The sequence below is a fragment of the Streptomyces sp. CA-210063 genome, assembly GCF_024612015.1.
Classification (GTDB): domain Bacteria; phylum Actinomycetota; class Actinomycetes; order Streptomycetales; family Streptomycetaceae; genus Streptomyces.
In genome coordinates this window covers 4891976-4917089 of the sequence record NZ_CP102512.1, presented here as the reverse complement: position 1 = coordinate 4917089, position 25114 = coordinate 4891976, and the positions used below count along the sequence as shown (strand labels likewise).

The following is a 25114-nucleotide window of genomic DNA, read 5'->3' as shown; positions in this document are numbered from 1 at the left end:
TGTGATGGACGGCCGCCGTCGAAACCCCTATGAGCTGACGGAAGAGACACCGGTGTACGTCATCTCGGTGGCCGCCCAGCTCTCCGGTCTGCACCCGCAGACCCTGCGCCAGTACGACCGCCTCGGCCTGGTCTCGCCCGACCGCACCGCCGGGCGGGGCCGCCGCTACTCGGCCCGCGACATCGAACTGCTGCGCACGGTCCAGCAGTTGTCGCAGGACGAGGGCATCAACCTGGCCGGCATCAAGCGCATCATCGAACTGGAGAACCAGGTCGCCGCGCTCCAGGCGAGGGTGGCCGAGATGGAGGCCGCCCTCGACGGCGCCGCCGCGGCCATGCGGCAGCGCGAGGCCGCGGTCCACGCGTCGTACCGGCGTGACCTGGTGCCGTATCAGGAGATGCAGCAGAGCAGCGCGTTGGTGGTGTGGCGGCCGAAGGGGCGGCAGCCCACGGACTGACGTCACGTCAACTGCGCGAAAGGGGCCCGGAGGATTCTCCGGGCCCCTTTTCTGTGCGGATCTTCCTGTGCGGATCTTCGTGTGCGGATCTTCGTGTGCGGGCTCAGAACCAGGATTCCCAGATGCCGTACGCCCGCGATGTCGTCGCGGCCTCGGCACCGGCGGAGTCCAGGCGGACGACGCGGTAGTAGTACAGACCCAGCTTGTCCTCGTGGACGGTGGTGTCCATGTAGGACGTGGCGTCGTCCATCGTGCCCTCGGTCAGGGTGACGTAGGCGGCCGAGGCCGGGTCCCAGCGTTCCACGCGATAGCCCGTGAACCGGGCGCAGTCACCGAGGCCGGAGCTCTCGGAGCAGCCGACGTAGAGATCCGGGTAGCTGTCCTCACTGATCGCGGTCCCCGTCCAGCCCGGCGGCCGGGTGTCGGGCAGCGTGACCGAGATGTCCGCGGTGTTGAAGAACTCCGGGCCCTCGTCGTACACGCGCTCCTCGGCGGCCACCCGGTAGACGTGGGTGGCGCCGTCTGGGACGGTCGGGCAGATCTTCTCGGTCTCGGCGAGCGAGTCGCCGTTCCAGCAGTTCTTCACCCAGACCGTCTCCCCGGTGTCCGGGTCGGTCGTGCCCTGCCACACGTGGTAGCCGATGACGTCTTCGTCGCTGTGCGGCGTCCACGTCAGCCGCACACCGAGCGGGACGACCTCGGCCGTCAGACCCTCGACCGGCGAGGGGCGCACGGTGTCCGGCGTGGTCGCCGTGGCGGCCGGACCGGGCCGGGACTCGTGCCCGTACGGGTCGACCGTCACGATCCGGTACTCGTACGTCGTCTCGGACGCGCCCGAGACGTCCCGGCAGACGCCGTTGATCTGCTGACGTTCGGCGTACGCGGGGGCGTCGTCACCGGCCCACGTCCCGTACGTCTTCGGGGCCTCCAGCGGCAGGTCCTGCGAGGAGTCCGGCTTGCACTTGTCGACGACGGTGCTCTCGCCCGTCGCCGGGTCGGTGCGGACGATCCGGTACGTGAGCAGCGGGCTGTCGTCGAAGGTCCACGGGTCGGTGCTGCTCCACTCGACGGAGACGCCCCCGCCGTAGTTGTAGGCCCTGGTCGCGAACGCGGGGATCGCCTCCGGCCGGTCGGCCATCGTCAGCGTGATCTCCGCCGGGGCCGCCGCGTTGCCCTTCGCGTCCACCGAACGCACCGCGTACCGGTAGCTGTCGGCGATCGCGAGACGCTGGCGCGGCACGACGTCGGTCGCCGTGGTGGTGCCGCCGCCGCGCAGGGCGTCGAGCCAGCCGCCGGTCGCCGGGTCGTACTGGAGGACCTGGTACGAGGCGGCTCCGTCGGCGGCGGACCACAGCAGGTGCGGGACGCCCGACCGGTACTCGACCCGGGCGTCGGCGACGGGCGCCGGCGGCGTCATGTCGAAGGTGGTGAAGGTCGTGGCGGCCGAGTACACCGACCAGTTGCCGGCCGCGTCGCGGGCCCGGCCCCGGTAAGTGACGTCGCTGCCGTCGGCGGGACGCCCGGTGTCGCAGACCGTGCTCTTGGCTCCGGTGTACACGGTCTTCCAGGTGCCGGAGTCGAGCCGCTGCAGCTCGTAGGACGCGATGTCGGCCCTGTTCGCCGCCGTGGTGACGAACTCCGGGGCGGAATAGGGCTGTTGGTCCGGGCAGCCGTCCATCTCCAGGAACGGCGCGGCCGGCGGCGTCTTGTCCACGGTGGTGACGCTCCGGTCCGCCGAGCCGGCCGAGGTGTTGCCGGCCTTGTCGTAGGCCCGGACCTCGTAGTAGTACGACCCGCCGGTCGGCGGCGGGCTGTCGGTGTACGAGGTGTACGAGGTGGACGTGGTGGACGTGATCGTGGCGAGGGCCTTGGTGCCGAAGGCGTCACCCGCCGGCCGCCGGTAGACGCGGTAGCCGGCGAGGTCCATCTCCTTGTTCCTGGACCAGGTGAGCTTGGCCTTGCGGGTCGCCTGGTCGTACGTGACCGACGTGCCCGTCGGGGCGAGGGGCTTGACCTTGTCGACGGTGGCGGAGGTGCGGGGTGCGTAGGCGAAGGAGACGTTCGCCGCGCCGGTCCAGTTGACGTAGTCGACGCGCAGGGTGTGCTTGCCGGAGGGGATCGTGACGTTGACGGTCTTCTTCGCCGTCGACGAGACGTTCTTCCACAGGTCGACCTTGCGGGTGCCGTCGAGATAGACGCGGATGCCGTCCTGGGCGGCGGCGGTGAAGGTGAACGGGCCGCCGGAGCCGAAGTCGCGGGTGACGGTCCAGCGGACGCCGAAGTTGTTCTTCGGCAGACCGGTGGCGGGCGCTCCGGTGCCCCAGTTCTCGCTGATCTTCGTGTCGCAGTCGGTCTTCTTCGGCGTACCGGAGAACGAGGTGTTGCCGTAGAACTGCCGCTTGAAGACGGGCGAGGCGCAGCTCGTGTCCGCGCTCGCCGCCGTGGTCGCGGTGGTGAGGAGACCGGCGGAGGTGGCGAGCACGACGGCGGTGGCGGCCGCGGCGGTCGTGCGTCTGGCTGGGGTCATGAGGTCCTTCTGTCGTACAGCGTCGAGGAGGCGGCGCCGGCCTGTTCCGGCGCCGCCCCTCCGCGTCGGCTCGGAGTCGTTCAGGAGAGCGGCGGTACGGCCACGCTCACGAGGACCGGCAGGGAGCTGCTGCCGTCCTCGCGTACGCCGGAGACCTGGTACCAGAGGGTCGTGCCGGTCGGGACGCCCCTGTCGTAGAGCGGTGAGTAGTCCGACTCGGGCAGCGGGTCGAAGATGCCGGTCTGCGGGTTCCAGCGGGAGACACGGGTGCCGTAGTAGTCCTCCGTGCCCGCGGGGGACGTCAGGGTCAACGCCACCTCCGTGCCGAAGCTCGTGACGCTCGCCCAGGCTGTGTGGGTGGCGCCGGAGGGCGTCTCCACCGTGGGCCTCAGGTCCGGTTCGGTGATGTGGAGGGTGGTGCCGGCGCCGGCGTTCTCGGCGAAGTCGACGGGCCGGACGACGTAGCAGAGCTTCTCGCCGTCCGCGGGGTTGGCGTCCCGGTACGAGGTCTCGTCGACGTCGGCGTAGCCGATGTGCTCCGGGGCGGAGCAGACGGTGGAGCCGCCCTCGACGACGGTCGTGCCCCGCCATACCGAGTACCGGTCCAGGTCGGCGTCGGTCACCGGCTTCCATGTCAGGGTGGTGCCCCAGTCCGAGGGCGTCGCGGTCGCGGCGGGGGCCGAGGGGCCCGTACCGTCGGTCGAGGCCTTGGCCACCACCTCGGCGGTCCGGGCCGAATCCGTCTCGTACTTGTCGTACGCGGCGATCGCGTAGCGGTGGGTGTCGCCGGGTTCGAGGGAGGAGTCCGTGCACAGGTGCTGGACACTGCCGTCGGCGAGGGTGCGCCGGTAGGGGTCGCAGTACTGCAGCCTGATCCAGCTGCCGGTCGCCTCGCGATACCGGTAGATGTGGAAGCCCCGGTAGTCCCCGCCGGTGTCCTCGTCCTCGTCCATCCGCCAGGTCAGGGTGATCGAGCTCCACTGCGGGAACGCCTTGAGTTCCGTGGGAGCGGCGACCAGGCGGCGCGTGGTCGTGGCGGCGGTGTAGGTGACGGCGCCGCCGCTGGCGTCGACCGCCGCGACCCTGTACGTGAAGTCGACGGAGCGGGCCACGCTCGTGTCGGTCATCGAGGTGCCGGTGGGCTGCCAGGAGGCGCTGGGCACGTTCGTGCCGGTGCGGATCACCCGGTAGCGGCTCGCGCCGGGCACGGCGTTCCAGGAGAGGGCGACGCCGGTGTCGGTGCCGGTGGCGGTGAACCCGGTCGGGGTGCCCAGGGCCGTACTGGTCACGGTCGTGCGCGCGGTCTCGGGCGAGATGTTCCCGGCCTTGTCCATCGCCACGACGAGGTACTCGTACTTCGCCCCGTTGGCGGGCGTGGTGTCGGTGTACGAGGTGCCGGTCGTCGTGGTCAGCAGCTTCCAGCTGCCGCTGCCCGCCACCTGCCGGTGCACGCGGTACCCGGCGAGGTCCATCTCCTTGTTCTTCGACCAGGTCAGCTTGGTCTGCTGGGTGGCGGCGGAGTACGTGGCGGCGAGGCCGGTCGGCGCGAGGGGCCTGGTCTTGTCGACCGTGGCCGAAGTGCGGGGCGCGTACGTGAACTTGACCTTGGCGGAGCCGGTCCAGTTGACGTAGTCGACGCGGAGGGTGTGCTTGCCGGACGGGATCGTCAGGTTGACGGTCTTGGAGACGGTCGTCGTGCCGTTCTTCCAGAGGTCGATCTTGCGGGTGCCGTCGAGGTAGACGCGGATGCCGTCCAGGCCCGAGGCGGTGAAGGTGAAGGGGCCACCGGAGCCGAAGTCGCGGGTGACGCTCCAGCGGACGCCGAAGTTGTTGCTCGGCAGGCCGGAGGTGGGCGCGCCGGTGCCCCAGTTCTGGTCGATGGCGCTGTCGCAGAGGGTCTTCTTCGGCGTACCGGAGAACGAGGTGTTGGCGAAGAACTGCTGCTTGTAGACGGGCGAGGTGCAGGTCACGGCGGCGGCCGCGGGCGCGGCGGCCGCGGTGAGCAGTCCGCCCGCGGTGGCGAGCACGACGGCGGTCGCGGTCGCGGCTACGGCTGTCGTACGTCTGGCTGGGGTTATCGGGATCACGGGGGTCCTTCGGCGCTGGTGCCTGACGCCTGGTGTGTGACGCCTGGTGGGTGATGCCTTGTGTCTGGTGCCTGGTGCCTGGTGGGTGATGCCTTGTGTCTGGTGCCTGGTGTGTGACGCCTGGTGCCTGATCGTCGGCGGCCGGGGACGTTGCCGCCGACGATCAGACAGTTGAGGTGGGGGATTGGTTGTACGGGACCCGTGGGACCCGTGGGACTCGTGGGGCGCGTGCGTCAGTCGAGGTCCGGGGTCCAGTCGCCCAGGTAGTCGGCCTTCTCGTACGAGGCGGCCTCCTCGGCGGTGAGCTGGGGGCGGTTCTCCGTGGCCGAGGCGACCGAGCCCGCGCCGGTGTTGGCGTACTCGCGGAAGAAGGAGTCCTTCCATGAGTACGTCGTGCCGCTCGAGGCCCAGTCCTGGTACGGCGCCGCCTTGATGGCCGCCGGGAGCGACGACTCGCGGATCACCAGGCTGCCCTTCGCGCCGCTGAACGCGGTCACCCAGGGGCGGCCAAGGTGGTACGTGCCGTCGGGGGCGTCGCTGGTCAGCGTCGAGTTGGTGATCAGGAAGCCGTAGCCGGTGGAGGAGTCCGTGGACGGGGCGGCCACATAGCCGTTGTTGCTGTTCGAGCCCCGGCTGAGGAGCTTGAAGGTGGAGTTGTCGAAGACGGCGGTGGCGTAGCCGCAGACGAAGTCGACGTCACCCTCGACGTAGGAGTCGGTGAAGTAGACCCGGTTCGGGGTCGTGGTCGTCGTCGACTTCAGGAAGAGCGTGTCCTGGTTGCCGAGGAAGCGGACGTGGTCGAAGACGAGCCGGTCGGCCTGGGTGAGCAGCGCGACGGCCTGCTCGTTCGTGTAGCTGCCCGCCGCCTCGTCGTACGCGTTCTCGATGGTGAGGTTGCGGGCGAGGAAGTCCGAGCCCTTCACGTACATGGTCCGGCTGTTCTGTGTGCCGAGCGTGCCGGTGCCGTCGGCGGTCGGGGTGCCGGCGGCGTTGTCGTACGTGATGACGGTCTGGGACGGGTCGTCACCGGCTCCCACGATCCGGACGTACTTGTTGTCGACCTGGACGAGTTCCCTGTACGTCCCCGGGTTCACCTGGATGACCTTCGGGTCGGCGGCCGTGCCCGCGCCGAGCGCGTTCAGCGCGGCCTGCACGCTCGTGAAGTCCCCGTCGCCGTCCGGGTCCACGACCGCGTCGGCGCCCGGGACGGGGGCGACCTTGTGCGGCCGGGTCGCGGCCACGGTGGCCGAACCGGCGGAGACGTTGCCGGCCTCGTCGACGGCGCGGAGCAGGTAGGCGGACTCGGTGCCGGGGGCGGCGGCGGTGTCGGTGTACGTGGTGACGCCGGTGGCCGTGTCGAGGTACGCGAAGTCGCTCTGGCCCGGCCGCCTGACCCACACCTGGTAGGCCGTGGTGTCGTCCGTGTTGGCCGTCCAGGTCAGGACGGTGCCGTCGGCGGTGCCCTCGGCGGCGAGACCGGTGGGCGCGGCCGGGTCGGTGCGGTCGGCGCGGGTGGAGACGACGGGGGCGGTGCGCTCGCTGACGTTGCCGGAGGCGTCGGCGGAGGCGATGGCGTAGTGGTACGTGGACTTCTCGGCGGCGGTGTCGTCGTAGAAGGAGGTCCCGGTGGAGGAGCCGATCTTCGTGTAGGTCCCGTCGGCGGCCGTCGCCCGATAGATGAAGTAGCTCTCCGCTTCCTCTACGCCCTTCCAGGTCAGCTTGTTGCCGTCGGTGGCGTCGGTGACGGCGAGGTCGTAGGGGAGGGCGGGGGCGGTCTCGTCGACGGTGGTGACGGACTGGGCCGCCGAGCCGGTGGAGGCGTTGCCGGCCTTGTCGTGGGCGCGGAGCTGGTACTCGTACGTGTCGCCGGTCCTCGGGAGGGTCGTGTCGGTGTACGAGGGGGCGGTCGTCGTCGCGAGGGGGGTGCCACCGAACGCGGTGTCGCCCTTCAGCCGCCGGTAGAGGCGGTAACCGGCGAGGTCCATCTCCTTGTTGGCCGCCCAGGTGAGCCTGGCGTGACCACTGCTCTCGTCGTAGGAGACCTTCGGGCTCGCGGGCGCGAGGGGTGCGGTCCTGTCGACGGTGGCGGAGGTGCGGGGTGCGTAGGCGAAGGAGACGTTCGCCGCGCCGGTCCAGTTGACGTAGTCGACGCGGAGGGTGTGCTTGCCGGAGGGGATCGTGACGTTGACGGTCTGCTGCTGGGTCGAGGAAACGTTCTTCCAGATGTTCACCTTGCGTTCGCCGTCCACGTGGACGCGGATGCCGTCGCGGGCGGTGGCGGTGAACGTGAACGGGCCGCCCGAGCCGAAGTCGCGGGTCAGGGTCCAGCGGACGCCGAAGTTGTCCTTCGGCAGCGTGGTGGCGGGCGCCGCCGTTCCCCAGTTCTCGCTGATCTTCGCGTCGCAGTCCGTCTTCTTCGGCGTACCGGAGAAGGTGGTGTTGGCGAAGAGCTGCCGCTTGAAGGTGGGAGAAGCGCAGGTCACGGCGGCTTCGGCGGTCAGCGCGTAGACGCCGCCGGTGGCGGCGGAGATCGCGGTGGCGACGGCGGTCGTACGCAGGCGACCTCGCCTGCGACGGTGCCTCGTCGCTCTTGCGATCGGTCTCCGGGAAGGACCCTCGGTCATGTGCGGCAGCCCTTTCGGCCCATGGGGACGTGCGGTGTCGGCATGGGGGAGGTGGGGCGCTACAGCGCAGGTGGGGCTGCTGGGGGAACTGTGCGCGTGCGGGGAGGATAAGGGATGGGTCTGTGGGCGGGTGCGTGGGGGTGGGTGGGTGCGTGGGGGTGCGTGGGGTGTGGGGGGCGGGTGGTGACGAGGGGGCGCCGGCCCCCGGCTGAGGGCTGCTGGGCGTGACCGCCAGTGCTTTCCGCGCCCGCGCTTCTCGCGCCCGCGCTCGCTACCGTCCGGAGGTGGCCCGGGCGGGGCCGGCCTTGACGCGGCGCAGGAGGGCGGCGAGGCCGTGGGGGCCGGTGGCCAGGATGGTGTGGGGTGCGTCGCTCTCGCGGAGGTGGAGGGTGCCGTCGGGGGTGGTGGCTATGTAGAGGCATTCGCCCTCGGGGCCCGCGCTGAAGCTCGACTTCTGCCAGTTGAGCTCAGTCATGGGGGCCTCCCTAGAGGGTGTAGAGCACATGCTGGATGAGGGCCAGCGAGTCCTTCACCGAGTGTGTTTCAGGGGCCAACGATACGTCGATGGGGGCGAGGGCGTTCTTGGCCAGATGCTGGAACAGCCTCTCGTACTGTTCCAGGCTCGGCCTGTCGCCCAAGTACTGCAGTCCTACGGGAAGTTCGAGCAGTACGGTGCCCAGCGCCGGGACCGCTGGAACGACGTGAACGAAGTGGCCGCTGACCGCCCCGTACACCTGGGCGCTGAACGGATAGACCTGGATCGTGACGTTGGGCAGCCGTGCCAGCTCGACGAGGTGCAGCAGTTGCTCGCGGAGCACCTTGGCTCCGCCGAACTGCATGTGCAGCGCCGACTCGTGGATCACGGCGTGCACGGAGGGCGGGTTCTCGCGGGTGAGCACCCTCTGCCGTTCCATACGGAACTCAAGGGCCCCCTCGCTCCGTTCGAAACCCAGCCCCGTACTGGCGAAGATGGCTTCGGCGTACGCGGGCGTCTGAAAGAGCCCGGGGATGAGAAGCGACTGGTGCATCCGAAGGGCGGTACAACTCGCTTCCAGCTCGGCGGTGTTGAGAGCGTCCATGCTCCGACGCTTCTTGTGTGCGCTCCACCAGCCCTTGCCCGTCGCCTCGGACATGGCGACCAGTGACTCGATGTAGGCCTTATCTGTACAACCGTAGAGGTCACAGAGTTCGCGGAGTCGCGGGGTGAGGATCGTTGTCTTCGCGGTTTCGATCTGGCTCAGCTGAACACGGCCCATCTTGATCTGCTCGGCGGCCTCCGCAGCAGTCAATCCCGCGTGTTCGCGCAGGTGTTTGAGTTCGAAGCCCAGGCGTCGCTGGCGCTCGCTGATGGTGGTGCGAAGTCCCACGGATCTCTCCTTGATGGCGTACCCGAAGTCTGCCGTGGTTGAGGAGGTTGGTCCACCGATAAGGGTGATTGGGTTGTAACTGAAAGCCCTCTAGTCCTACGGTGAGTGTGGAATCGGTCACGCACCGAAACCAGTCCACCTCCCCTGCCCATAAGCCGACAGAGCACCCGCGAGGGCAACGCCATCGCCGAGCAGCGGGACCCCCGACTCCCTCCCCCTCACCAGGAGCCCCCATGGACCCAGCCCGCCGTGCCGCCCACCGCCCGGCCCAACTCACCCACGAATACAGCCTGTTCGCCGAGGCGGACGCCACCGCACCCCGCCTCTGCCGGGACTTCGTACGAGCCGTCCTCTTCACCCACGACCGGGAACACCTCGTCATGCCCGCCGCCCTGTGCACCTCCGAACTCGTCACCAACGTCCACCTGCACACCAAGGGCACCGCCATGCTCCGGGTCCGCCTCACCCCGGCCCGGCTGCGGGTGAGCGTGTTCGACGAGAGCGCGGATCCACCGGTGGTGGTGCGGCCCGCGAACGTGGGCGCCGCCTGCTGGGGGCGGGGACTGGCGCTCGTGGCGGAGATGGCGGACGGGTGGGGGGTCGCGGACGGGCGGGCGGGGCGGTTCGCGAAGGGGGTGTGGTTCGAGCTGGGGCTCCAGGAGCTCGTGGGGTGAGTCGTTCCTGCGTCACCAGTTCGAGTGAACCGGGGACGTTTCCGCAGGTGAGCCCGTATGGCTGCCTAACGTGACGGCGTTGCTTGTGTGCCAAGCACGCCAAGCCCACACTTGAGGAGGAGGTGCCACCTTGACCGCTCTTGCACATGAGAGGCCCGAGACCATGTCCGAGGCTGGGGCTGAATTCGTGAACGGACCCAACCAGGACGAGGGTCTGTGGCAGCTATGGAAGGCCATGGAACTCCCCGAGGGCTACCGCGCTGAGATCATCGAGGGAGCCATCGAGGTGTCGCCCACCGGTCGCTTTGCACATGCTCAGGTCGTCAACCGCTTGCGGGACGCCCTAGCGCTTTATTTGAAGGGCAGCGAGTACGGCGCCTGGAACGACACGAACGTGATCCATACACGCAGGGCGTGGGTTCCGGACGGTCTCGTGGCTCCTAGGGACGTGGAGCTGGTCGAGGACGAGGACGGCCTCGGGATCAAGGCTCATGCTGTCGCGATGATCGTCGAAGTCGTCTCCCCTGGCAAGAGCAACCAGGAGCGTGACCGAGTCCGCAAGCGCCGCGAGTATGCCCGCGCGGGCATCCCCGTCTACATGATCATCGACGACTACGACGGCCAGGGCGCCGTCACCCTCCTCACCGGGCCCCGCCCCGACAAGGCCGACTGGGAGGACATCCACCGTGTCCCCTACGGCAGGGAGATCGTCATCCCCGAAGGCCCTGCCAAGGGCTTCGTGATCGACGAGGCGATCACCGGGCCGAAACGGGCCTGAAGCGGTTGTCCGTGCCCGCTCGGACGGTGTCCATGCTCCGTCAGTCGCCCATACCGAGCCCCGGCTCCGGCCGCTGGTGGCCGGGCGGCGGTTGCTGCGGCTGCTGCGTGGGGCCGGGCAGTGGGCTGGTGCGGCCGTGGGGCACGCCCAACTGCCACAGGTGTGAACCGGGTACGGCTTGGTGGCGTGCGGGCTTGGGGGCAGCGGGTGTCGGGTCCCGCTCTGCTTCGGAGGCTTGCGCCCGGGACCGGGCCTGTTCCTGAAGTGGCGCTTTCTCCTGAGGCGGGGCGGTGTTTCCGGGGCCTGTGCGCGGGGGTTCCGTGTCCGTTCCCGTGCCTGATTCTGTCTCCGGTCCCAACTCCGGGCGTAGCCAGCGATCCGGGACGGTCGACCTCCGCTGTACGGCCTCCTTGTCGCCGGCCTCCGCCGCCGCGACGGCCCGGGCCCGCAGGGCGCTCTGGCGGGCGATCGGGGCGAAGCCGGGGGCGGCGTTGCCGGTCTCGGCGGGCAGGCCGCGGGCGCCCATCTCGTTCAGCTGCTGCTGGAGGCCCGTCTCCGGGGCGAACACCTCGCGCGGCAGCTGCCAGGAGGCCGCGCCGTCCACGTCGACCCGGTGTTCCTTGCCGTCGACGGTGAAGGTGAGGCCGTAGCCGATGTACTGGTCGTCCTTGTCGAACTGCAGGTCCCCGGAGATCTCCCCGCCCCGGTCCCGTACCTCGTCGGCGAGGACCTGAAGGGCCGACGGGAGGGGGTTGGTGCGGCCGAGGCTGGTGACGTAGCCGTCGGTTCGGAGCATCTTCCGCTGCTTGTTCTCCCCGTCTCCTTCTTCGTAGGGGATCTGGAAACGGGTCTCGCCGGTCTGCTCGTCCTGGTAGGTCTCGATGGCGCCCACCTGTGCCCTGATGAAGGTCAGGCGCCCGTCACCGCCCGGGCCGTACGTCTTTTCCATCGCCGGGAACTGGACCTGGTGCCGCAGCGCCGGTGGAGGCGCCGAGCCGATGATCGTGACGCGGGCGTCGAGGTTCTGCGTCAGGATGATCTCCGCGTTGGCGACCCCGGTGCCGCCGGAGCCCGCGACGACCCAGTGCTCGGCCTGGTGCGCGTCGAAGCGGTTCTCGGCGACCTCGTCGCCGAGCAGTACCCGTCCCGGCGCCTCCTCGCGCGAGGTCTCCCATTGCGCGGTCGACTCGAGGGCGGTGACGCAGTTGTCCAGACGGGCTCTGCCGGCTCTGTCGGTTCCGAGGCCGGCGGTGAGGGCGTCCAGCAGCGGTGAGGAATTCAGGGCGCCGAGCACGGTGCGGGCGTCCGTGCCGCCCCGCTCGGCCTGGATCAGCCAGGCCCGCATCTCGCCCGCTCCGGGCAGACCCTGCCCCTCCAGCTCCCGCAGCCGGTCACCGATCAGCCGTACGGCCTCGCTGCGGCTCTCCACGGCGAACTCCCCGCGCGGCATGCCCGGCACGACCTCCGGCGTCAGACCGGTCGCGATGCTCGGCGTCCCCTCGCACGCCACCCACAGCGGAGTCGCGCTCTCCTGGCCGTCCTCACCCAACGTCCGTATCTCGACGAGGAGTTCACTGTCACGGCCGAGCCGCAGCCGGGCGTGGCCGTTCACCACGTCTCCCCGGGTGGCCAGTTGGTCCTCCCAAACCCGTACGGCGTGGATGGGCAGGCGGTCTCCGGGTCTCTCGACCGTGGAGTGCGGGTCGACGCCCATCCACTCGGCGAGGTCCCGGTCCTGGTCCGCCGACTGCACGATCCCCCGGCCGGGGTCCAGATGCCACCGGCCCGCCCCGTCGATCAACAGCGCGTCCGCGTCCCGGCCGGTCAGGCTCGCCCCGCCGCCGATCACCACCCGGCGCCGCGGGAACTCCCCCTGCGCGAGCTGCCCTTCGATCGCCTGCGCGGTGCGTGCGCTGACCTGGGCGCGGTACTCGGCCCACTGCGTGGCCGCCGACTCCAACTGGTCGCGGGGGAGGGGGAGCCCGTTCTGGTCGTAGCCGGGCATGGGCATGGTGACTTCGCGCCGGCCGATGAAGGCTTCGACCTGGCGCTCGGCTCGCAGGGCGGCATCGCGGGAGGCCTGGAGGGCGGTGGCGTCGGTGGGGTCGAGTTGTTCTATGGGGCGGGCGAGGGCGGAGACCAGGTGCTTGGCCTCGTAGGAGAAGAAGTTCCACGACACGTAGCGCCGCGTATCGGCTGCTTCCGTTTCGGCTTCGTACGACTCAGCCTCGGCCGCCGCGGACACCGGCCGCATACCGCACCGGTCGATCAGGGCCGAGAGGTCGGCACGGGCCTCGGCTCGCTGCGGCCCCGGAAGTTCCGTGTCGGAGGCCTGGGTGGCCAGCCAGTTCAGTTCGGCGATGCGGCCGTGGTCCCGGCTCGACAGTTCGTGCCGGTCACCGAGGTCGGCCTCTTGGTTCAGGAGGTTCTCGCGTACCGGTGCCAGACCTTGGCTCGACCGGTCGCGAACGGCGATGAGTTCCCCCACCTCGTGGGCGAGGAAACGGGTCAGGAATTCGCTGGGCAGACGGTCGGATATCTGCACGATGTACTGATCCGTCGTCGTATTCGTCATCGTGTTGGAGATCAATTCCGACACCATGGGAATAGCGTCCAGCCAGAGGCTCGCCGAGCCGCCCTGGGTGTCCTCCAGCGCGAAGTACTCTCTCCGGTCGTTCGACTGTTTCTTCTCGATCGACCTGAATCGCTCGCCGAGGACGACGGACGTCACGGTGCGCAGCTCGCGTTCCACCGTCGCGATCAGCGTCGCCTGCCGGGCTCGCAACTGCGCGTCGGTGACCGTCGTGTCCACGTGATGTTCCTCCCCCGTATCCGCGCAGACGAATGCGCCGAACAACCTCTAGGATCATGTCATGTTGACAGCGCGCTCATCGGCCGAAGCACATCTGTATATGGACCTGCATCGCTGCGAGTGCGGATCCGGCGACTTCGACCGCCAACACCGGCTGGAACTGCACGGCGACGATCTGATCGCCGTGTACGAGGGTGCTTGCGGGCAGTGCGGCAGGACACGCCGTTTCACGTTCCGCATGACCTCGGTGATTCCGCCGCCCGCGCCGGCGTTCGGTGGTGCTGAGCCGTCGGAGATCATCGACCCCGGGGAATTCGCAGAGGTCGCATTCCGAATCTCCGAGTCCGCTGGAATCCAGCTCCTCAACACACCGAAGTCAGAGCATCACAAAATGCGAGGCGCGGTGGCTTACACCGTTGCGGCATTCGAGGAGATCCCCAAGTTCATTCCGCCGGGCGAGCATGCGGTTCCTGCCGGCGCCTTCGTCTCCGAAGTGGGCAAGGCCCGCTACCGGCGGGAGCCGCGTGACTTCGAGCGGGAAATCCTGGAGATGAACATCGAGAACGCCCGCGCGGTCCTCGCCAACATCGACAAGCACAGCACTCCACCCGGCGGCACCGATCCCAACGCCTGATCGGCCTGGGCGATCCTCAGTCCAGCTGTTCCGTCGTCCCGTCCGGGTGGATCAGCAGTCGGATCGCCCCGCCGTACCGGTTGTCCGTGATGGTCGCCGGGGTGGGGGCGCCCAGTTGCTGGGCACGCTGCTGGAGGATCGACAGGACGACGTCCTGGATGTCGCCGTAGGGCGGGGCCGTGACGGGGACGCCGTCGATCAGGCCGGCGTTGGGGGAGAAGACGTGCACCTGGGCGTCCGACGCGCCGGAGGACGCGGCGGGCGGGGGCGGGGTCGGTTCGGTCATCGGGGTCGGGTGTTCCTTCCGGCTCAGGCGCTCTTCGCCTCTCCCCGCTCGGGGAGGAGGGTGTCGTCGATGTCCTCGACATTCAGGACGTCCAGGACGCGAGCGTACGTGCCGCGCGAAAGGCGTTGCAGGCGGCCCGACTTGACCAGCGCGGACAGGACGTTGCTGATGGTCTTCGACGGGTCGCCGTAGACGCCCGCGGGCAGGGCGCGCAGCACGTCACGGGCGGAGAAGGCGCCGGGGAAGGTGGCGATGGCCTTCTCGACGGCGGCGCGGATGCTGGGGGCGGAGGCGGCGCGGCGGGCATGTCCCGTGCCCTCGGCCCGATGCCCGGCGTGCGCGGGGTGGGTCGGTGGGTGGGGCGTGGGGGTGACCGAGCGCGGGAGACGGTCGTGGATCTCGCGCAGAGCCGTGCGGATCGTCTCCAGATGGGCGTCGCCGGTCTCGTCCGAGGCGGCCGCCAGCATCGTCGCGACCTTCTCTATGTTCGCGAGGGTGGCGGCCAGTTCGCGCAGCAGCGGCTCCAGGAAGTCGCGGCGCAGTGCGGCCACCGGGTCGGTGGTGGCGAGTTCGACGGAGACGGATCCGGTGAGCGGGCGCTGGGGAGGAAGGGGCGTGCCCTCGGCACCCTCCGGGGCGTCGGCGCCGACCGGGAGGAGCGACTCGACGGCTTCCCGTACGGCGGGGATGTTCCGAGGGGATTCGGGGGCGGTGTCGGTGCCGCCGGGCATGCAGGTCAGCATGGCGACGAGCTGTTCGAGGCTGGCGAGCGCGGGCAGGGCGGAGCGCACCAGCGGGCCGAGCACGGCCTGCCGTACGGCCAGGGCGGGATCCTCGTACGAGAAGGTGATCCGTTGCCCGGCCTCGGCCGCTGCCATGGGTTCCTCGCTCCTGTCGTCCGACGGTCCGGGCGTGTGCGACGGCCCGCCCGTGGGGGGCGGCTGCCTGTCAGTTGCTTGTGAGGTGATGTGCGATTGCAACAGCGGTGTCGGCGTGCCGCTTTGCGTTCGTTCCCTCAACAGGGGTTGATCATGGGCCAGTTGGCCTTGGAGCAGGTCGAACGCGTCGAGGATCCGCTCCAGTTCGGGAAGCTCCGGCGGGGCCTGACGGCGGGTCGCGGGATGCGCGGACGACTCGTCGGCGCGGGACCTGAGCCGGGTCAGGCGCCGGGGCAGGGAGCCGGAGTCGAAACGGACCGCGGCGTGCGCCGGCAGGTCGCCGTGTTCGTCACCGATGCCGAGCATGCGGCGCAGCGCACGCCGGTCCTCCCGGGTGGTCGCCGCCGTGTAGCCGTACGGCTCCGCGTACGCGACCGCGTCCTGCAGGCACTCCGCCCACAGCGGGCAGGAGGCGCACAGGTCGCGGGCGGTGCGGAGCAGGACGAGGTGCTGGCGGCGCTGGTCGGGCGAAGCGCTTGCGGCCGTCGCTGCCGCCGTACCGTCCGGGCCGTGAAGGCCGTGCGGGTTCTCTGAGTTGTCCAGCAGCGGGTGCTGGAAGACGTCCGGCCGACGCCGGCACGGCAGCGCCGCGTCGGGTATGTGGGCTTCCCGTGGAACCGCCTTGCGGGCAGGTTGGACGGGCAGCCTGGCCAGCGTCGTATGGCTCGCCATACGCATGAGTAACATCCCCCGTGGTGATCCGTGATCGCGGGGGACTCTAAAGCATCTTGTCAAACTGTTGCAACGCATGTGCAAAGTACTGGCCGGAAACGAACAGTGACGCGACGAATCATTCACAAGAGCCTCAACTGTCCGCCGTTTTCCGGGCTTCGCGCCGCCGCAGCCGACTGATGACCTGCCGGCCCTTCCTGGCCCGGGCCATCACGGCCTTCGCACCTGCGCCGCGTATGGCCAGGACCCCGAGAACCCCGACGAATCCGATCGGCACGCCGGCCTCCGGGACGAACATGCCGGCGACGGAGCCGATGACCAGAATCACATCGGCGATCACCACCGTGACACCGCGCCGCCCCGGGTGCTCCTTCACCATCCACGCGCCGAGCAAGGCCATTCCGGCGAGGGCCCAGTGTCCGAACGCTGCCGTTCCGGTGACGGCCGCGCTCGTACTCATCCGCGCCGCGTCGCTCACCGCCGAGAAGTAGCCGCTGAAGGCCGCGGCGAGGATCGTCGAGGCGAGGGCCAGGAGGAGTTGGGTGCGGCGGCGGAGCAGCCAGATGGCTCCGCCGAGGAGCAGCACGGCGCAGACCATCACGAAGGACGAGCCGCTCTGCGAGGCGATCAGGAAGAGGGTGTACGCGGCGGCCAGGCCGAAGACGATGCGAGGGAGGAGGCGGACGGCCCAGGGGTCGTTCTTGTCCTGCTGGAGGAGGCGGCGGAGGTGGGACGGGGGGCGACCGCTGTCGGAGCTGTCTTTGGCGCCAGTGCGGGTGCCCGTAGTGGGGCTCATGGACCGGTCACTCTCCCATGCCGGTGCCGTGCGCCTGCTCGGGGGCGGGAGCGGCTTGTGTGGGAGCGGGGGTGGTGGGGGCCGGGGTGGCGGGGGCCGGGGCGGGCTTCAGGGTGACTCCGGGCATGAAGTCGGCACCTGCGGCTTGCGCCGAGGCTGCGAGTGGCTGGATGGGCAAGGGGCCCACCTTGGCGTTCACCTCCACACCGGGCATAAAGGTGCCGTGGGTGCTGGCGAGGACGGGAGGCCCGGACTCGGCCGCCGGCGTCTGTGGTGTCTGTTCGGAGAGGGAGACCGCCGTCGGCTGTTGCTCCTCGACACCGGGGGCGGTGACTTCCTGCTCCGCACCCAGGTCCAGATTCTGCTCGGCAGGCCTTTCGGTTTCGGCCTGCTGCTGGTCCAACAGCGTCACGCGCTCGCACACTTCAAGAATGGCGGCGCGCTGGGCTTCAGGGGTGGGCAACGATTTGAGGTGGTCCAAGTCCAGATAGCCGGCCTCCCAGTACTTCTCGGGCGGCGGGTTTTCGGCGTCGGGCGCCCAGAAATGAACGTGTGAGCGGACGCGCGCGTCGGACAGCAGTTGCTGGCTCTCGGGCGGAAGGCCTTCCAGGGTCTGCTCCGAGAGGTCGTACATGAAGTGGATGTTCTCGGCGCCGATCGTCCTGCGAAGTTGAGGCAGTTCGGTCTCGTAGGCGACGCTCCAGGGTGCGAGCTCGCCGGCGAAGACGATCGCTTCTCCGTCGGTGGCCTTGGCGTAGTTCTCCGACAGGGCGCTCCAGGCTCGGCGCGCCAAGGCGTCGCCCTCATCCTTGTCGAAGTCCAACGTCCTGCGCACCTCGGTGTCCCACAGGTGCAGCTGACCCAGATCCCGCCCACCCGGAGTGCCCTCCAGGTAGCGGGTGCTGCCGCGCTGGCCTTCGTTCTCCATCTCGCTCCAGATCGCAGCGAGGAACTGGCTGCTCAGCACCCTGTCCATCGGAAGGTCCGGATGAGGAATGCCATAGGACCAGAAGGCTGACTTCATTCCCTCCCGAGGAGCCTTGACGTCGAGTCCTTTAGCGTAGTCGACAACGTATTCCTCGATGGTCTTGCCGGCTGCCGCAGCCGACTCCATGATCTCGTGGGCTATTTGTTCGGCTTTTTCCTTGGGGAGGGGAGCGTCCGCTTTTCTCTGGAGATCGAGAGCGCGCTGAATGGGCGTTTGGATGGCGGTGTCCACGCTCACTCGATCTCCTTCGGGTAGCAGTCCACTTCGATCATGACCCCGCGCAGGCCCACGCCGCGCGGTGTGACTCCGCCGCTGTACGCTGCGAGCACGATGTCCGGCTCCTCGGCACTCGCGCCCTTCCAGACAGCCATCCGGTATGGGCTGCGGTTGCGCAGGCGCATCTCACGAGAGGGGAGCCAGTGGCTCTCGCTCGGGGGTTCGGGAAACGTGGGAGAGTCCCAGGCACCCGAGAACTCCGGTGCGCCGAGCACTTCGCGGGCGGCGGCTTCGTAACTGGGCCAGGCTTCCGCCGCCGTTTCCAGTACCTGCTCGTTCTCCTCGGCGGTGGCAGCCCTGATGTGCCAGGTCGTCCAGCCGAGAGACCGGACCGGGCTCCAGCCCCCCCCGATCACGGGCTGCAGACTCAGTCGGCCGCCTGTCGCGGTGCGCACGGCGAGGACGCGGTCCTGGGGCAGTGGCTTCCAGCCGAACAGCGCGCACCAGTCGTTCAGCGCCGGGCCCGGGTAGGGTGGGCCGGCCCAGATCGCGGGCCAGTCCACGTGCTCGAGGCCGGCCAGTTCCTCGGCCAGGCGCTGCGGCGGTTCGTCGATCCGGAATGTCGGCATGGTGTGCTCCTGCGTCTGTCTCTCGTATGTCGGTGCTGTCAGGCCGGTCCGGGATTCCCCCTGTCCTGCGGCGCATGACAGCTGAGCCCGATCCTCGCATCGGCGGGTGCCGGCTCGGCCTGGGAGCCCGTCCCGAGTGTCATCTTCAGCTCGATCACCGGGGCTCCCGGCGTACTGAACCACCACACCGCGACCCGGCGCGGATCCTGGTTGGCCAGGCGCCATTCAGGGCTGTACCAGGGGCCTCGGCCAGGGAGTTCCGGGAAGTCGGGGGCGTCCCATGTGCCGTTCCAGTGCGGGTCGCCCATAAGGCCCCGCAGAGCGTCGAGGTAGGCCGTCCAGCGGGCCTCAGCCAGTTCGGTGACCCGCCGGTTCTCGTCCGTGTCGCGGGCGCGGGCCGCCCAGACCATGTGCTCGACCCGGGTCACCGGCTGCCCCGGGGCGGCCGAGGCCAGATGCAGGCGCCCGCCCAGCGCCGTACGTACCCGCAGCCCCGCCTCGAACCACAGCGGGCGCCAGCCGAAGCCCGCGCACCAGTGCGTGCGCTTGCCCTCGTCCTCGGGAACCCCGGCCCACACCGTAGGCCAGTCCACGCCGAAGAACCGCTGCATCTCCCCGATCAGTTGGTCGGGGCTGCGGTCGGTGGTCAGGGCGGGCATGGGGCGGCTCCTCGGGGTGGGGCGGCATGTCAGGCGGTCGGCGGCGGCTTGCTAGACGCGGCCGCTCGGGCCACGGGGGTCCCGTGGGGCCGGTGGCGGAGAGGGCGGCGTCGGATCCGCCGGAGCAGCAGGTCGGCGGGGCGCCGGCTGTGGCTCCGGGCGCGGTGCGGGGGCTGTGGGCGACGGCGTGGGCGCCGGCTGCGGGGTCTGCGTACCGCTCGAACCGCTGACGCGTCCGCTGCGCCTGGAGGGAGTGGGATCCTGCCCCCCCGGATCCGGCTCCGGCTCGGGCTGGGGCGGCGGTGTGTTGCCGTTGTTCCCCACGCGGGCTGCCGCCCTGTCCGCTCGGGCCTCGCCCGCATCCTTCTTCGCCCAGTAGGCGGACTGGTTCTGCTCGCGCTTGGACTGGCCGAGCCAGCCCTTCTCCTGCATCTTGCCCCGGTACTTGCCCTTGAACATGAGCTGGTCCGCCGCCCAGGCGGTACCCCGTGCGGCGCTGCCGCCCGCACGGGCGGTGGTACCCGCGACACGACCTGTAGTACGGGCCGTGGAGGCGGCGAGGCCGGGGGCCATGGCGGTGGCCTTGTTCGCCGCGTCCCCGACACCCAGGGCGTCCTCCGCCCCGGCGACCTGCGGCGAGAACTTGCCGGACAGCAGGTTCTTCAGCAACATGACGACGGCGATGGTGACCAGCAGCAGCATCAGCAACTGCATGCCCAGCGGGACCGGCAGCGGCAGGATCAACTGGTAGAAGAGCAGCAGGATGGTCAGGACCACGCCGAATCCGGCGCGCAGTACGAAGCTGTGCACGAAGGTCTGCCACCAGCCCCTGAGCAGCTTCTGCTGGGTCGGGTGGATCGAGATGATCGCGATCAGCGGCAGCAGGATGATCATGATCAGGGTGACCGCGTGCCACAGCAGCGTCAGGGCGCTGAGCACGACCACCATGATGCCGACGATGAGGGAGGCGATGAGAGCGTAGACGCCCATGGTGATGCGGTTACCGGGCTTGTCTCCGCTCCACTGTTCGTAGAAGCGGGCATCGTGCTCCGTAGCGATGTAGTTGCGCAGTTCTCCGTACTGGTTCTCCTTGTCCTTCATGACACCCCCCTTCGTCTCCGACTTCTTGTAGTAGTCGAAATTGGTGATCGACTGGGCCATGACCTGCCTGACCCGCAGATCGGTGCACCGCTTTCCGTTCGCTGATCCGAAGTCGCACGCGGCGGTGCCCTTGTACTCGATGCGTTGCTTGCCCGGATCGCCGAACTGGCCAATGGCCCAGGGGCGGAACGCCAGGGTGTCGTACATGGCGCAGCTGGATATCCGCATGCCGCGCTGAGGTGCGTTGGCGGCCAGGTCGCACGGCGGATCGATGTCGTCCACCGCGCCGCCCAACACGGCCTCGGTCAATGCGGCGTTCCCTTGGGCGATTCCGGAGTCGGCGGTCTCGACCACGCGCGTGTAGTTGTTGTCGACCAGGAACGCCGATACCGCGATCACGACGAACGCGGCCCATCCCACACCGGACCAGACCTCACGCATGTCACCCTTGCGCCACTTGCCGAACACCCAGAGTCCGGTGAGCAGGATCATGGTGGGTACGGCCAGCTTGAACACGTTGTCGTTCAGACGGTCGACGACACTGTTGTCGCCCTCGACAGTGCCCTCGTACAGTGCGGCCAGCGGGCTCGGGTTGGAGGAGATCTCCTTGATGCTGATCGAAGCGCGGGTAATGAACTTGCTGAGGTCGAACACCATCTGGGCGATGGAGTTGTAGATCTCGTTCTGGATGCTGCAGTCGTCGTCGTCGGCCTTCTCCCCGGCCGCCGCTCCGTTCTCGGTTTGCTTCGCCTGCTCCTGACTCTGCTGAGTCGCGGCCCAGTTGAGGCCTCGCAACGCGCCGAGTTCGTAGACCGTGTAGTCCCTGGGCTCGCCTGACAGGCGCGTGGCCCCGGAGACCAGCCCACCCTTGCTGTCCCACTGCTTCACCGCAGGGAAGATGTTCTCTGCGGCACCAGGGTTGTCAGCCATCTGGTTGGTGCTCTGGGCCGTCCAGTCACAGGTATCGAAGAGGGCCTTCGCCGATTGTGGTGCGGAGAGCGAGAGAGCGATCACCCCGAGTATCACGAACAGCGCGGCGCGTGCCGCGACGCCGGCGCTGGTGAGTTTCGTTCGCAGGGAGCGCCTCGGCCGGCGCCGTGCCGGGCAAAAGTCGGCGCGGAGCCGGCTGAGGGTCAGCATGAGAAGTCCTTCGGGATGGATCAGTCGATGAAGTAGTCGGTCAGGAGACAGCCGTCGGCCTCTGCGGGCTCCTGCTTGTAGCCGCTGGGGATCTCGACTTCCGCATCGCAGACCAGGTTCACGAGGCCGGACGCCTTCAGTGCCTGGGTTGCCTCGTCGTCGTACGGCTTCACCGCGAAGTCCTTGCCGATCAGGATGCCGCTGTAGCCCTCCGCCTTCATGGTGGCTTGGAACTGCTTCATGCTCGACATGAGCACCAGGGTGTTCGGGTGCCCGGACCTGTCCCTGCAGACAGCGCGTTCCTTGATGGCCCAGGCGGACTCATCGGTGATGTACTCGCCCCAGGAGGGGTACTTCTCTGCTTGTGTCGAGTTGTCCCACTCGGTGCCTGGCTGCAGGTCTGAGCAGCCGACGTACTGGTTGAGGAAGGTCTCGATGGAAGCCATGTCCGAAGCCGAAGGCAGACCGCCGCTCGTCTCCTCGGCGCCCGCCTCTGCACTCCCCTTGCTCGCCCCAGCGCCTGCCTTCTCGGAAGACTCGCTCTTGTCGTCGTCGCCGCATGCCGTCAAGGACGTGGACATCAGGAGGAGGGCGCCGATGGTGAGTGCTCGTTTGATTCGCATGGTCCTTCTTCGCCTAAGGGGCATCGGGGTGGGGGGATCAGCAAGCTCGGGCAGGGGAGGTCACACGGCGGCCGTTTCCGGTGTCGCCGACCGTGCCGGGTCCTCCTCCATCTCCTGCAAAAACGTCCAGTCCCACACGCTCAGCGGCGGATTGATGCCCTGGCGGGCCGGGCGGGTCGTGCCGTTGGTGTCCGTGGCGGCGAGGATCTCCTTGAAGACCAGGTCGACGGCGACCGTGCCGACGCGCTTGTCGGCGTCGCGCTGGAGGCAGACACCGGTGCGGAGTTCCTGGAGGGCGGCGATGACCTTCGGGTCGTCCTCGGGGCGGCCGAGGAGCGGGGCCACCAGGGACGCCTCCTGCGCGGACTTCTGCTTGAAGGCGAAGACCGTGTGGATCTGGTTGGCGCCACCGCTGCGGGCCTCGGAGTCCTCGATCTGGACCAGGTCGATGGCCTGCTGGGTGATCAGGACGGTCACGGCCAGGTACGAGCGGCCCTGCTTCAGGGCGCGGCGCATCAGGTCGCGGCCCGACTCCGTGGCCGTGACGACGTACGCCTCGTCCACGAACAGTGCCTTGGGGCGCAGGCCGATCTCGCCCGTCACCGGGTTCTTCTCGTAACCGACGTCCAGCATCTGGCTGCCCAGCTCCACGACCGCCATCAGGGCCGTCGCCGCGAGGCGTTCCGCCGGGTTCCAGCTGCGCGGGTCGGAGGCCGCGGGGGACTGGAAGCCGCGGAGGGTGATGACCGTACGGCGCTTGCGCATGCTGGACAGTGACTGTGGGCGCTCGGCGAAGGCGAGGCGGGCGTAGGGGAGCGTGCGCAGCTCGGTGAGGAGCATCTGCGCGAGCTTCAGGTCCTTCGCCGCCTCCCGGTCGCCCGTCTCGATGGCGTGCTCGTACGCCGCCACGACCTCGTCGACCACCTGCCACAACGTCGGCCGCGGTACATGCTGTTCGGCGTCTCGGGCCGTGTATCCCTGCTCGACCGCCTGGCGCATCGCCGAGTTGTAGCGGCCGATGACCGTGGCCATCCCCTCGATGACGGGGAGGCGTACGCGCTGGTAGTCCTCGTCGCCGAGGAAGCCGCGCAGCATCGACTCGGCCAGGAGGCGCCCGGCCGGTACGTCACGGGCGATGACCCAGGGGTCCAGTACGCCCGCTTGGCCCTTCAGGAGGTCGACGACCTCCGTCTCTGCCCAGAACTCCGGGTTCACCGGCTGGAACTTGCTCTGCGGAGTGCCGAGGAGGCCCTGCTCCGCGTCGCTCGCGAAGGCCGGGTCGTTCACCTGGGAGCCGAAGCCCAGGTAGTAGCACAGCTGGGCGAAGTCGGTCTTGGGGTCGATGACCAGGCAGCGGACGCCCGACTCCGACTCCTCGTAGAACTTCTGGAGGGCCAGGGAGGACTTACCACCGCCGGACGCGCCGACGATCGCCAGACCACCGCCGTCATTGCGCGCCGGGCCCACGTGCAGCGAGTAGTGCACCGGCATCTTGCCGGCCCAGCCGACCAGGTTGCCGACCCAGCCGAGGCGCTTGCCGGAGCGCTGCTCCGGGTTGTCGCCCAGCTCGGTCCCGGCGGTGGGGAGGCCGGCGCCGAGCTGCTCGACCTCCTGGAGGCGGATGTACGGCGCGATGGGCAACTTGGGGGCGTCGCCCGGCAGTTGGGACTGGAGCAGACGCCACTGCTGACGGGTCGGGCGCAGCAGCGTGACCTTCAGGTCCTGCTTGAACTGCATCTCCAGGACACGGCGGCGACGCTCCAGCTCCTTGAGGTCCGGCGCCGAGATCGTGAAGCGGATCTGCGCCTCCATGCCCGGCATCTTGTGCTCGTCGATGTCGTCGACGAGTTCCTGGGCGCGGGTGACCTGGGTGGCCAGCTTGGTGTCGGGGCTGCGGCCGGAGTTGGCCATGTCGTTCATCTCGTCGACGAGGTTGCCGCGGATCTTGTCGGCGCGGTCCTTGAACTTCAGATACGGGATGAGCGTGAACCGCATGTCGATTTCGACGGGGAAGTCCACGTGCTGGGCGGCGTAGCGCGCCCATGCCGTCGACTGGCGGAAGCGGGTCTCCGCAGGCCAGTTGGCGGCGACGAGAGTGGTGGTGTAGCTGGTCTGCTGCTCGCCGGTGACCTCGTCGTACTGGTTCAGGACGATGTGCGTCTTGCGGTTCTCGCCGGAGAAGTCGACGACCAGGTCGAACGCGTTGGGGCCCCACGCGCGCGAGCCGAGCACCGGCTCGGGCGGGACCGGCAGGTCGCCGTGGAGGGGCTTGCGGATCAGCCAGACGAGCTCTTCGCGGGTGAGGGGGGTGGCCCGGAGGTTCTCCAGGCTCTCGTGGACCTCGGACGCCACCTGCGTCCACTCCGCGACCACGGACGGGGACAGGTACTCGTCGGCGACACCCGTCGCGGCGGCGGCGACCTGGTCGGCGGCGCCGCTCACGCCCTTGAGCAGCCCTGGGTCGTCGTGCGGCTCGTCGTCCTGGGACAGCACGCCCGTACCGCCGCCGGTGCGCTTCACCGAACCCAGCTTCACCAGCAGGATGTTGCGCTCCCGCTTGGCGCCGATGCGCTCCTGGTACTCGGCCTTGCGCAGGTTGTACGCCTTGTAGTTCTCGGTCGGGTCCCAGGCGATCGCGTTGAGGTCCTCCGCCCAGGTCAGCGCGGTGATCGGCTGGTACACCTTGCGGTAGTGGCACTCGACGTTGCGGTCGCCGCGGGCGAGGTTGAGCAGGCCGCGGGGCGGGCCCTCGGCCATCGCCTGCAGTTCGCCGGCATTCAGGTACTCGTCGATGGCGGTGGGCAGCACGAGGCCCGTCCACACCGAGTCGCCGTGGACGAAGATCATGTCGTCGGCGTAGCGGTAGGGGAGGCGGAGGTCCTCGCGGCGGGTGGAGGCCGAGGAGCCGGAGGACTTGGAGCGGGAGGAGGACGAGCTTCTGCCGCCCCCGCCCTGGCCCTGCTTCTTGCCCGACGAGGCGGCCATGATCATGGCGACCACGAAGAAGGCGGCCGCCCCGCCCAGAAGGATCATCATGAACATGGAGGAGTCACCTTGCGGTTATCGAGGTCGGTTTGCGGTGCGTCGGAGGTCAGTGGGTCGGAGG

General features: G+C 69.2%; 19 protein-coding genes. 4 read left to right on the top strand and 15 right to left on the bottom strand.

The window, feature by feature from the left end:
• The first annotated feature begins 4 nt into the window (after positions 1 to 4).
• Positions 5 to 457, top strand: a complete 453-nt coding sequence (locus tag JIX56_RS21270) for a heat shock protein transcriptional repressor HspR (protein WP_257551003.1) — start codon at positions 5 to 7, stop codon at positions 455 to 457.
• A gap of 103 nt (positions 458 to 560) precedes the next feature.
• Here the strand turns inward: JIX56_RS21270 and JIX56_RS21265 are convergent, their stop codons facing one another.
• The 5 genes from JIX56_RS21265 to JIX56_RS21245 form a co-directional block, all read right to left on the bottom strand.
• Complete coding sequence (locus tag JIX56_RS21265; RefSeq protein WP_257542797.1) at positions 561 to 2984, bottom strand: PA14 domain-containing protein; 2424 nt, start codon at positions 2982 to 2984, stop codon at positions 561 to 563.
• A gap of 80 nt (positions 2985 to 3064) precedes the next feature.
• Complete coding sequence (locus JIX56_RS21260) at positions 3065 to 5062, bottom strand: PA14 domain-containing protein (protein ID WP_443032058.1); 1998 nt, start codon at positions 5060 to 5062, stop codon at positions 3065 to 3067.
• Positions 5063 to 5304: 242 nt separating this feature from the next.
• Positions 5305 to 7695, bottom strand: coding sequence for a pectinesterase family protein (locus JIX56_RS21255; RefSeq protein ID WP_257542795.1), 2391 nt, complete (start codon positions 7693 to 7695; stop codon positions 5305 to 5307).
• 271 nt (positions 7696 to 7966) lie between these two features.
• Positions 7967 to 8170: a DUF397 domain-containing protein gene (locus JIX56_RS21250; protein WP_257542794.1), complete on the bottom strand. Its 204-nt coding sequence runs from the start codon at positions 8168 to 8170 to the stop codon at positions 7967 to 7969.
• A gap of 10 nt (positions 8171 to 8180) precedes the next feature.
• Entirely contained in the window at positions 8181 to 9062 is an 882-nt protein-coding gene (locus JIX56_RS21245; protein WP_257542793.1) for a helix-turn-helix domain-containing protein, read from the bottom strand.
• A gap of 233 nt (positions 9063 to 9295) precedes the next feature.
• Here JIX56_RS21245 and JIX56_RS21240 point away from each other — a divergent pair, with 233 nt between their 5' ends.
• Positions 9296 to 9736: an ATP-binding protein gene (locus JIX56_RS21240; RefSeq protein WP_257542792.1), complete on the top strand. Its 441-nt coding sequence runs from the start codon at positions 9296 to 9298 to the stop codon at positions 9734 to 9736.
• A gap of 130 nt (positions 9737 to 9866) precedes the next feature.
• Positions 9867 to 10514, top strand: coding sequence for a Uma2 family endonuclease (locus tag JIX56_RS21235; RefSeq protein WP_257542791.1), 648 nt, complete (start codon positions 9867 to 9869; stop codon positions 10512 to 10514).
• A 40-nt stretch (positions 10515 to 10554) separates the two neighbouring features.
• On the opposite strand, the gene JIX56_RS21230 is transcribed toward JIX56_RS21235, so the two are convergent.
• Complete coding sequence (locus JIX56_RS21230; RefSeq protein WP_257542790.1) at positions 10555 to 13326, bottom strand: hypothetical protein; 2772 nt, start codon at positions 13324 to 13326, stop codon at positions 10555 to 10557.
• Between the two features lie 61 nt (positions 13327 to 13387).
• On the opposite strand from JIX56_RS21230, the gene JIX56_RS21225 reads away from it, so the two are divergent.
• The gene (locus tag JIX56_RS21225; protein ID WP_257542789.1) at positions 13388 to 13960 is read left to right on the top strand and encodes a hypothetical protein; all 573 of its coding nucleotides are present in this window, start codon (positions 13388 to 13390) and stop codon (positions 13958 to 13960) included.
• Between the two features lie 16 nt (positions 13961 to 13976).
• Here JIX56_RS21225 and JIX56_RS21220 read toward each other — a convergent pair whose 3' ends face one another.
• The 9 genes from JIX56_RS21220 to JIX56_RS21180 all read right to left on the bottom strand — a co-directional run bounded on the left by JIX56_RS21220 (position 13977) and on the right by JIX56_RS21180 (position 25050).
• The gene (locus tag JIX56_RS21220) at positions 13977 to 14246 is read right to left on the bottom strand and encodes a hypothetical protein (protein ID WP_257542788.1); all 270 of its coding nucleotides are present in this window, start codon (positions 14244 to 14246) and stop codon (positions 13977 to 13979) included.
• Positions 14247 to 14269: 23 nt separating this feature from the next.
• Positions 14270 to 15862 (bottom strand): WhiB family transcriptional regulator, encoded by a 1593-nt coding sequence (locus tag JIX56_RS21215; protein WP_257542787.1) that lies wholly within the window; start codon positions 15860 to 15862, stop codon positions 14270 to 14272.
• Positions 15863 to 15989: 127 nt separating this feature from the next.
• On the bottom strand, positions 15990 to 16652 hold the full coding sequence (locus tag JIX56_RS21210) for a hypothetical protein (RefSeq protein ID WP_257542786.1): 663 nt from the start codon (positions 16650 to 16652) through the stop codon (positions 15990 to 15992).
• A gap of 7 nt (positions 16653 to 16659) precedes the next feature.
• Complete coding sequence (locus tag JIX56_RS21205) at positions 16660 to 17871, bottom strand: hypothetical protein (protein ID WP_257542785.1); 1212 nt, start codon at positions 17869 to 17871, stop codon at positions 16660 to 16662.
• A gap of 2 nt (positions 17872 to 17873) precedes the next feature.
• Positions 17874 to 18485, bottom strand: a complete 612-nt coding sequence (locus tag JIX56_RS21200) for a hypothetical protein (protein WP_257542784.1) — start codon at positions 18483 to 18485, stop codon at positions 17874 to 17876.
• Positions 18486 to 18523: 38 nt separating this feature from the next.
• Entirely contained in the window at positions 18524 to 19144 is a 621-nt protein-coding gene (locus JIX56_RS21195) for a hypothetical protein (protein WP_257542783.1), read from the bottom strand.
• Between the two features lie 51 nt (positions 19145 to 19195).
• Entirely contained in the window at positions 19196 to 21175 is a 1980-nt protein-coding gene (locus tag JIX56_RS21190; protein ID WP_257542782.1) for a hypothetical protein, read from the bottom strand.
• A 230-nt stretch (positions 21176 to 21405) separates the two neighbouring features.
• Entirely contained in the window at positions 21406 to 22008 is a 603-nt protein-coding gene (locus JIX56_RS21185; protein WP_257542781.1) for a hypothetical protein, read from the bottom strand.
• 60 nt (positions 22009 to 22068) lie between these two features.
• Complete coding sequence (locus JIX56_RS21180; RefSeq protein ID WP_257542780.1) at positions 22069 to 25050, bottom strand: ATP-binding protein; 2982 nt, start codon at positions 25048 to 25050, stop codon at positions 22069 to 22071.
• Between the last annotated feature and the right edge of the window lie 64 nt (positions 25051 to 25114).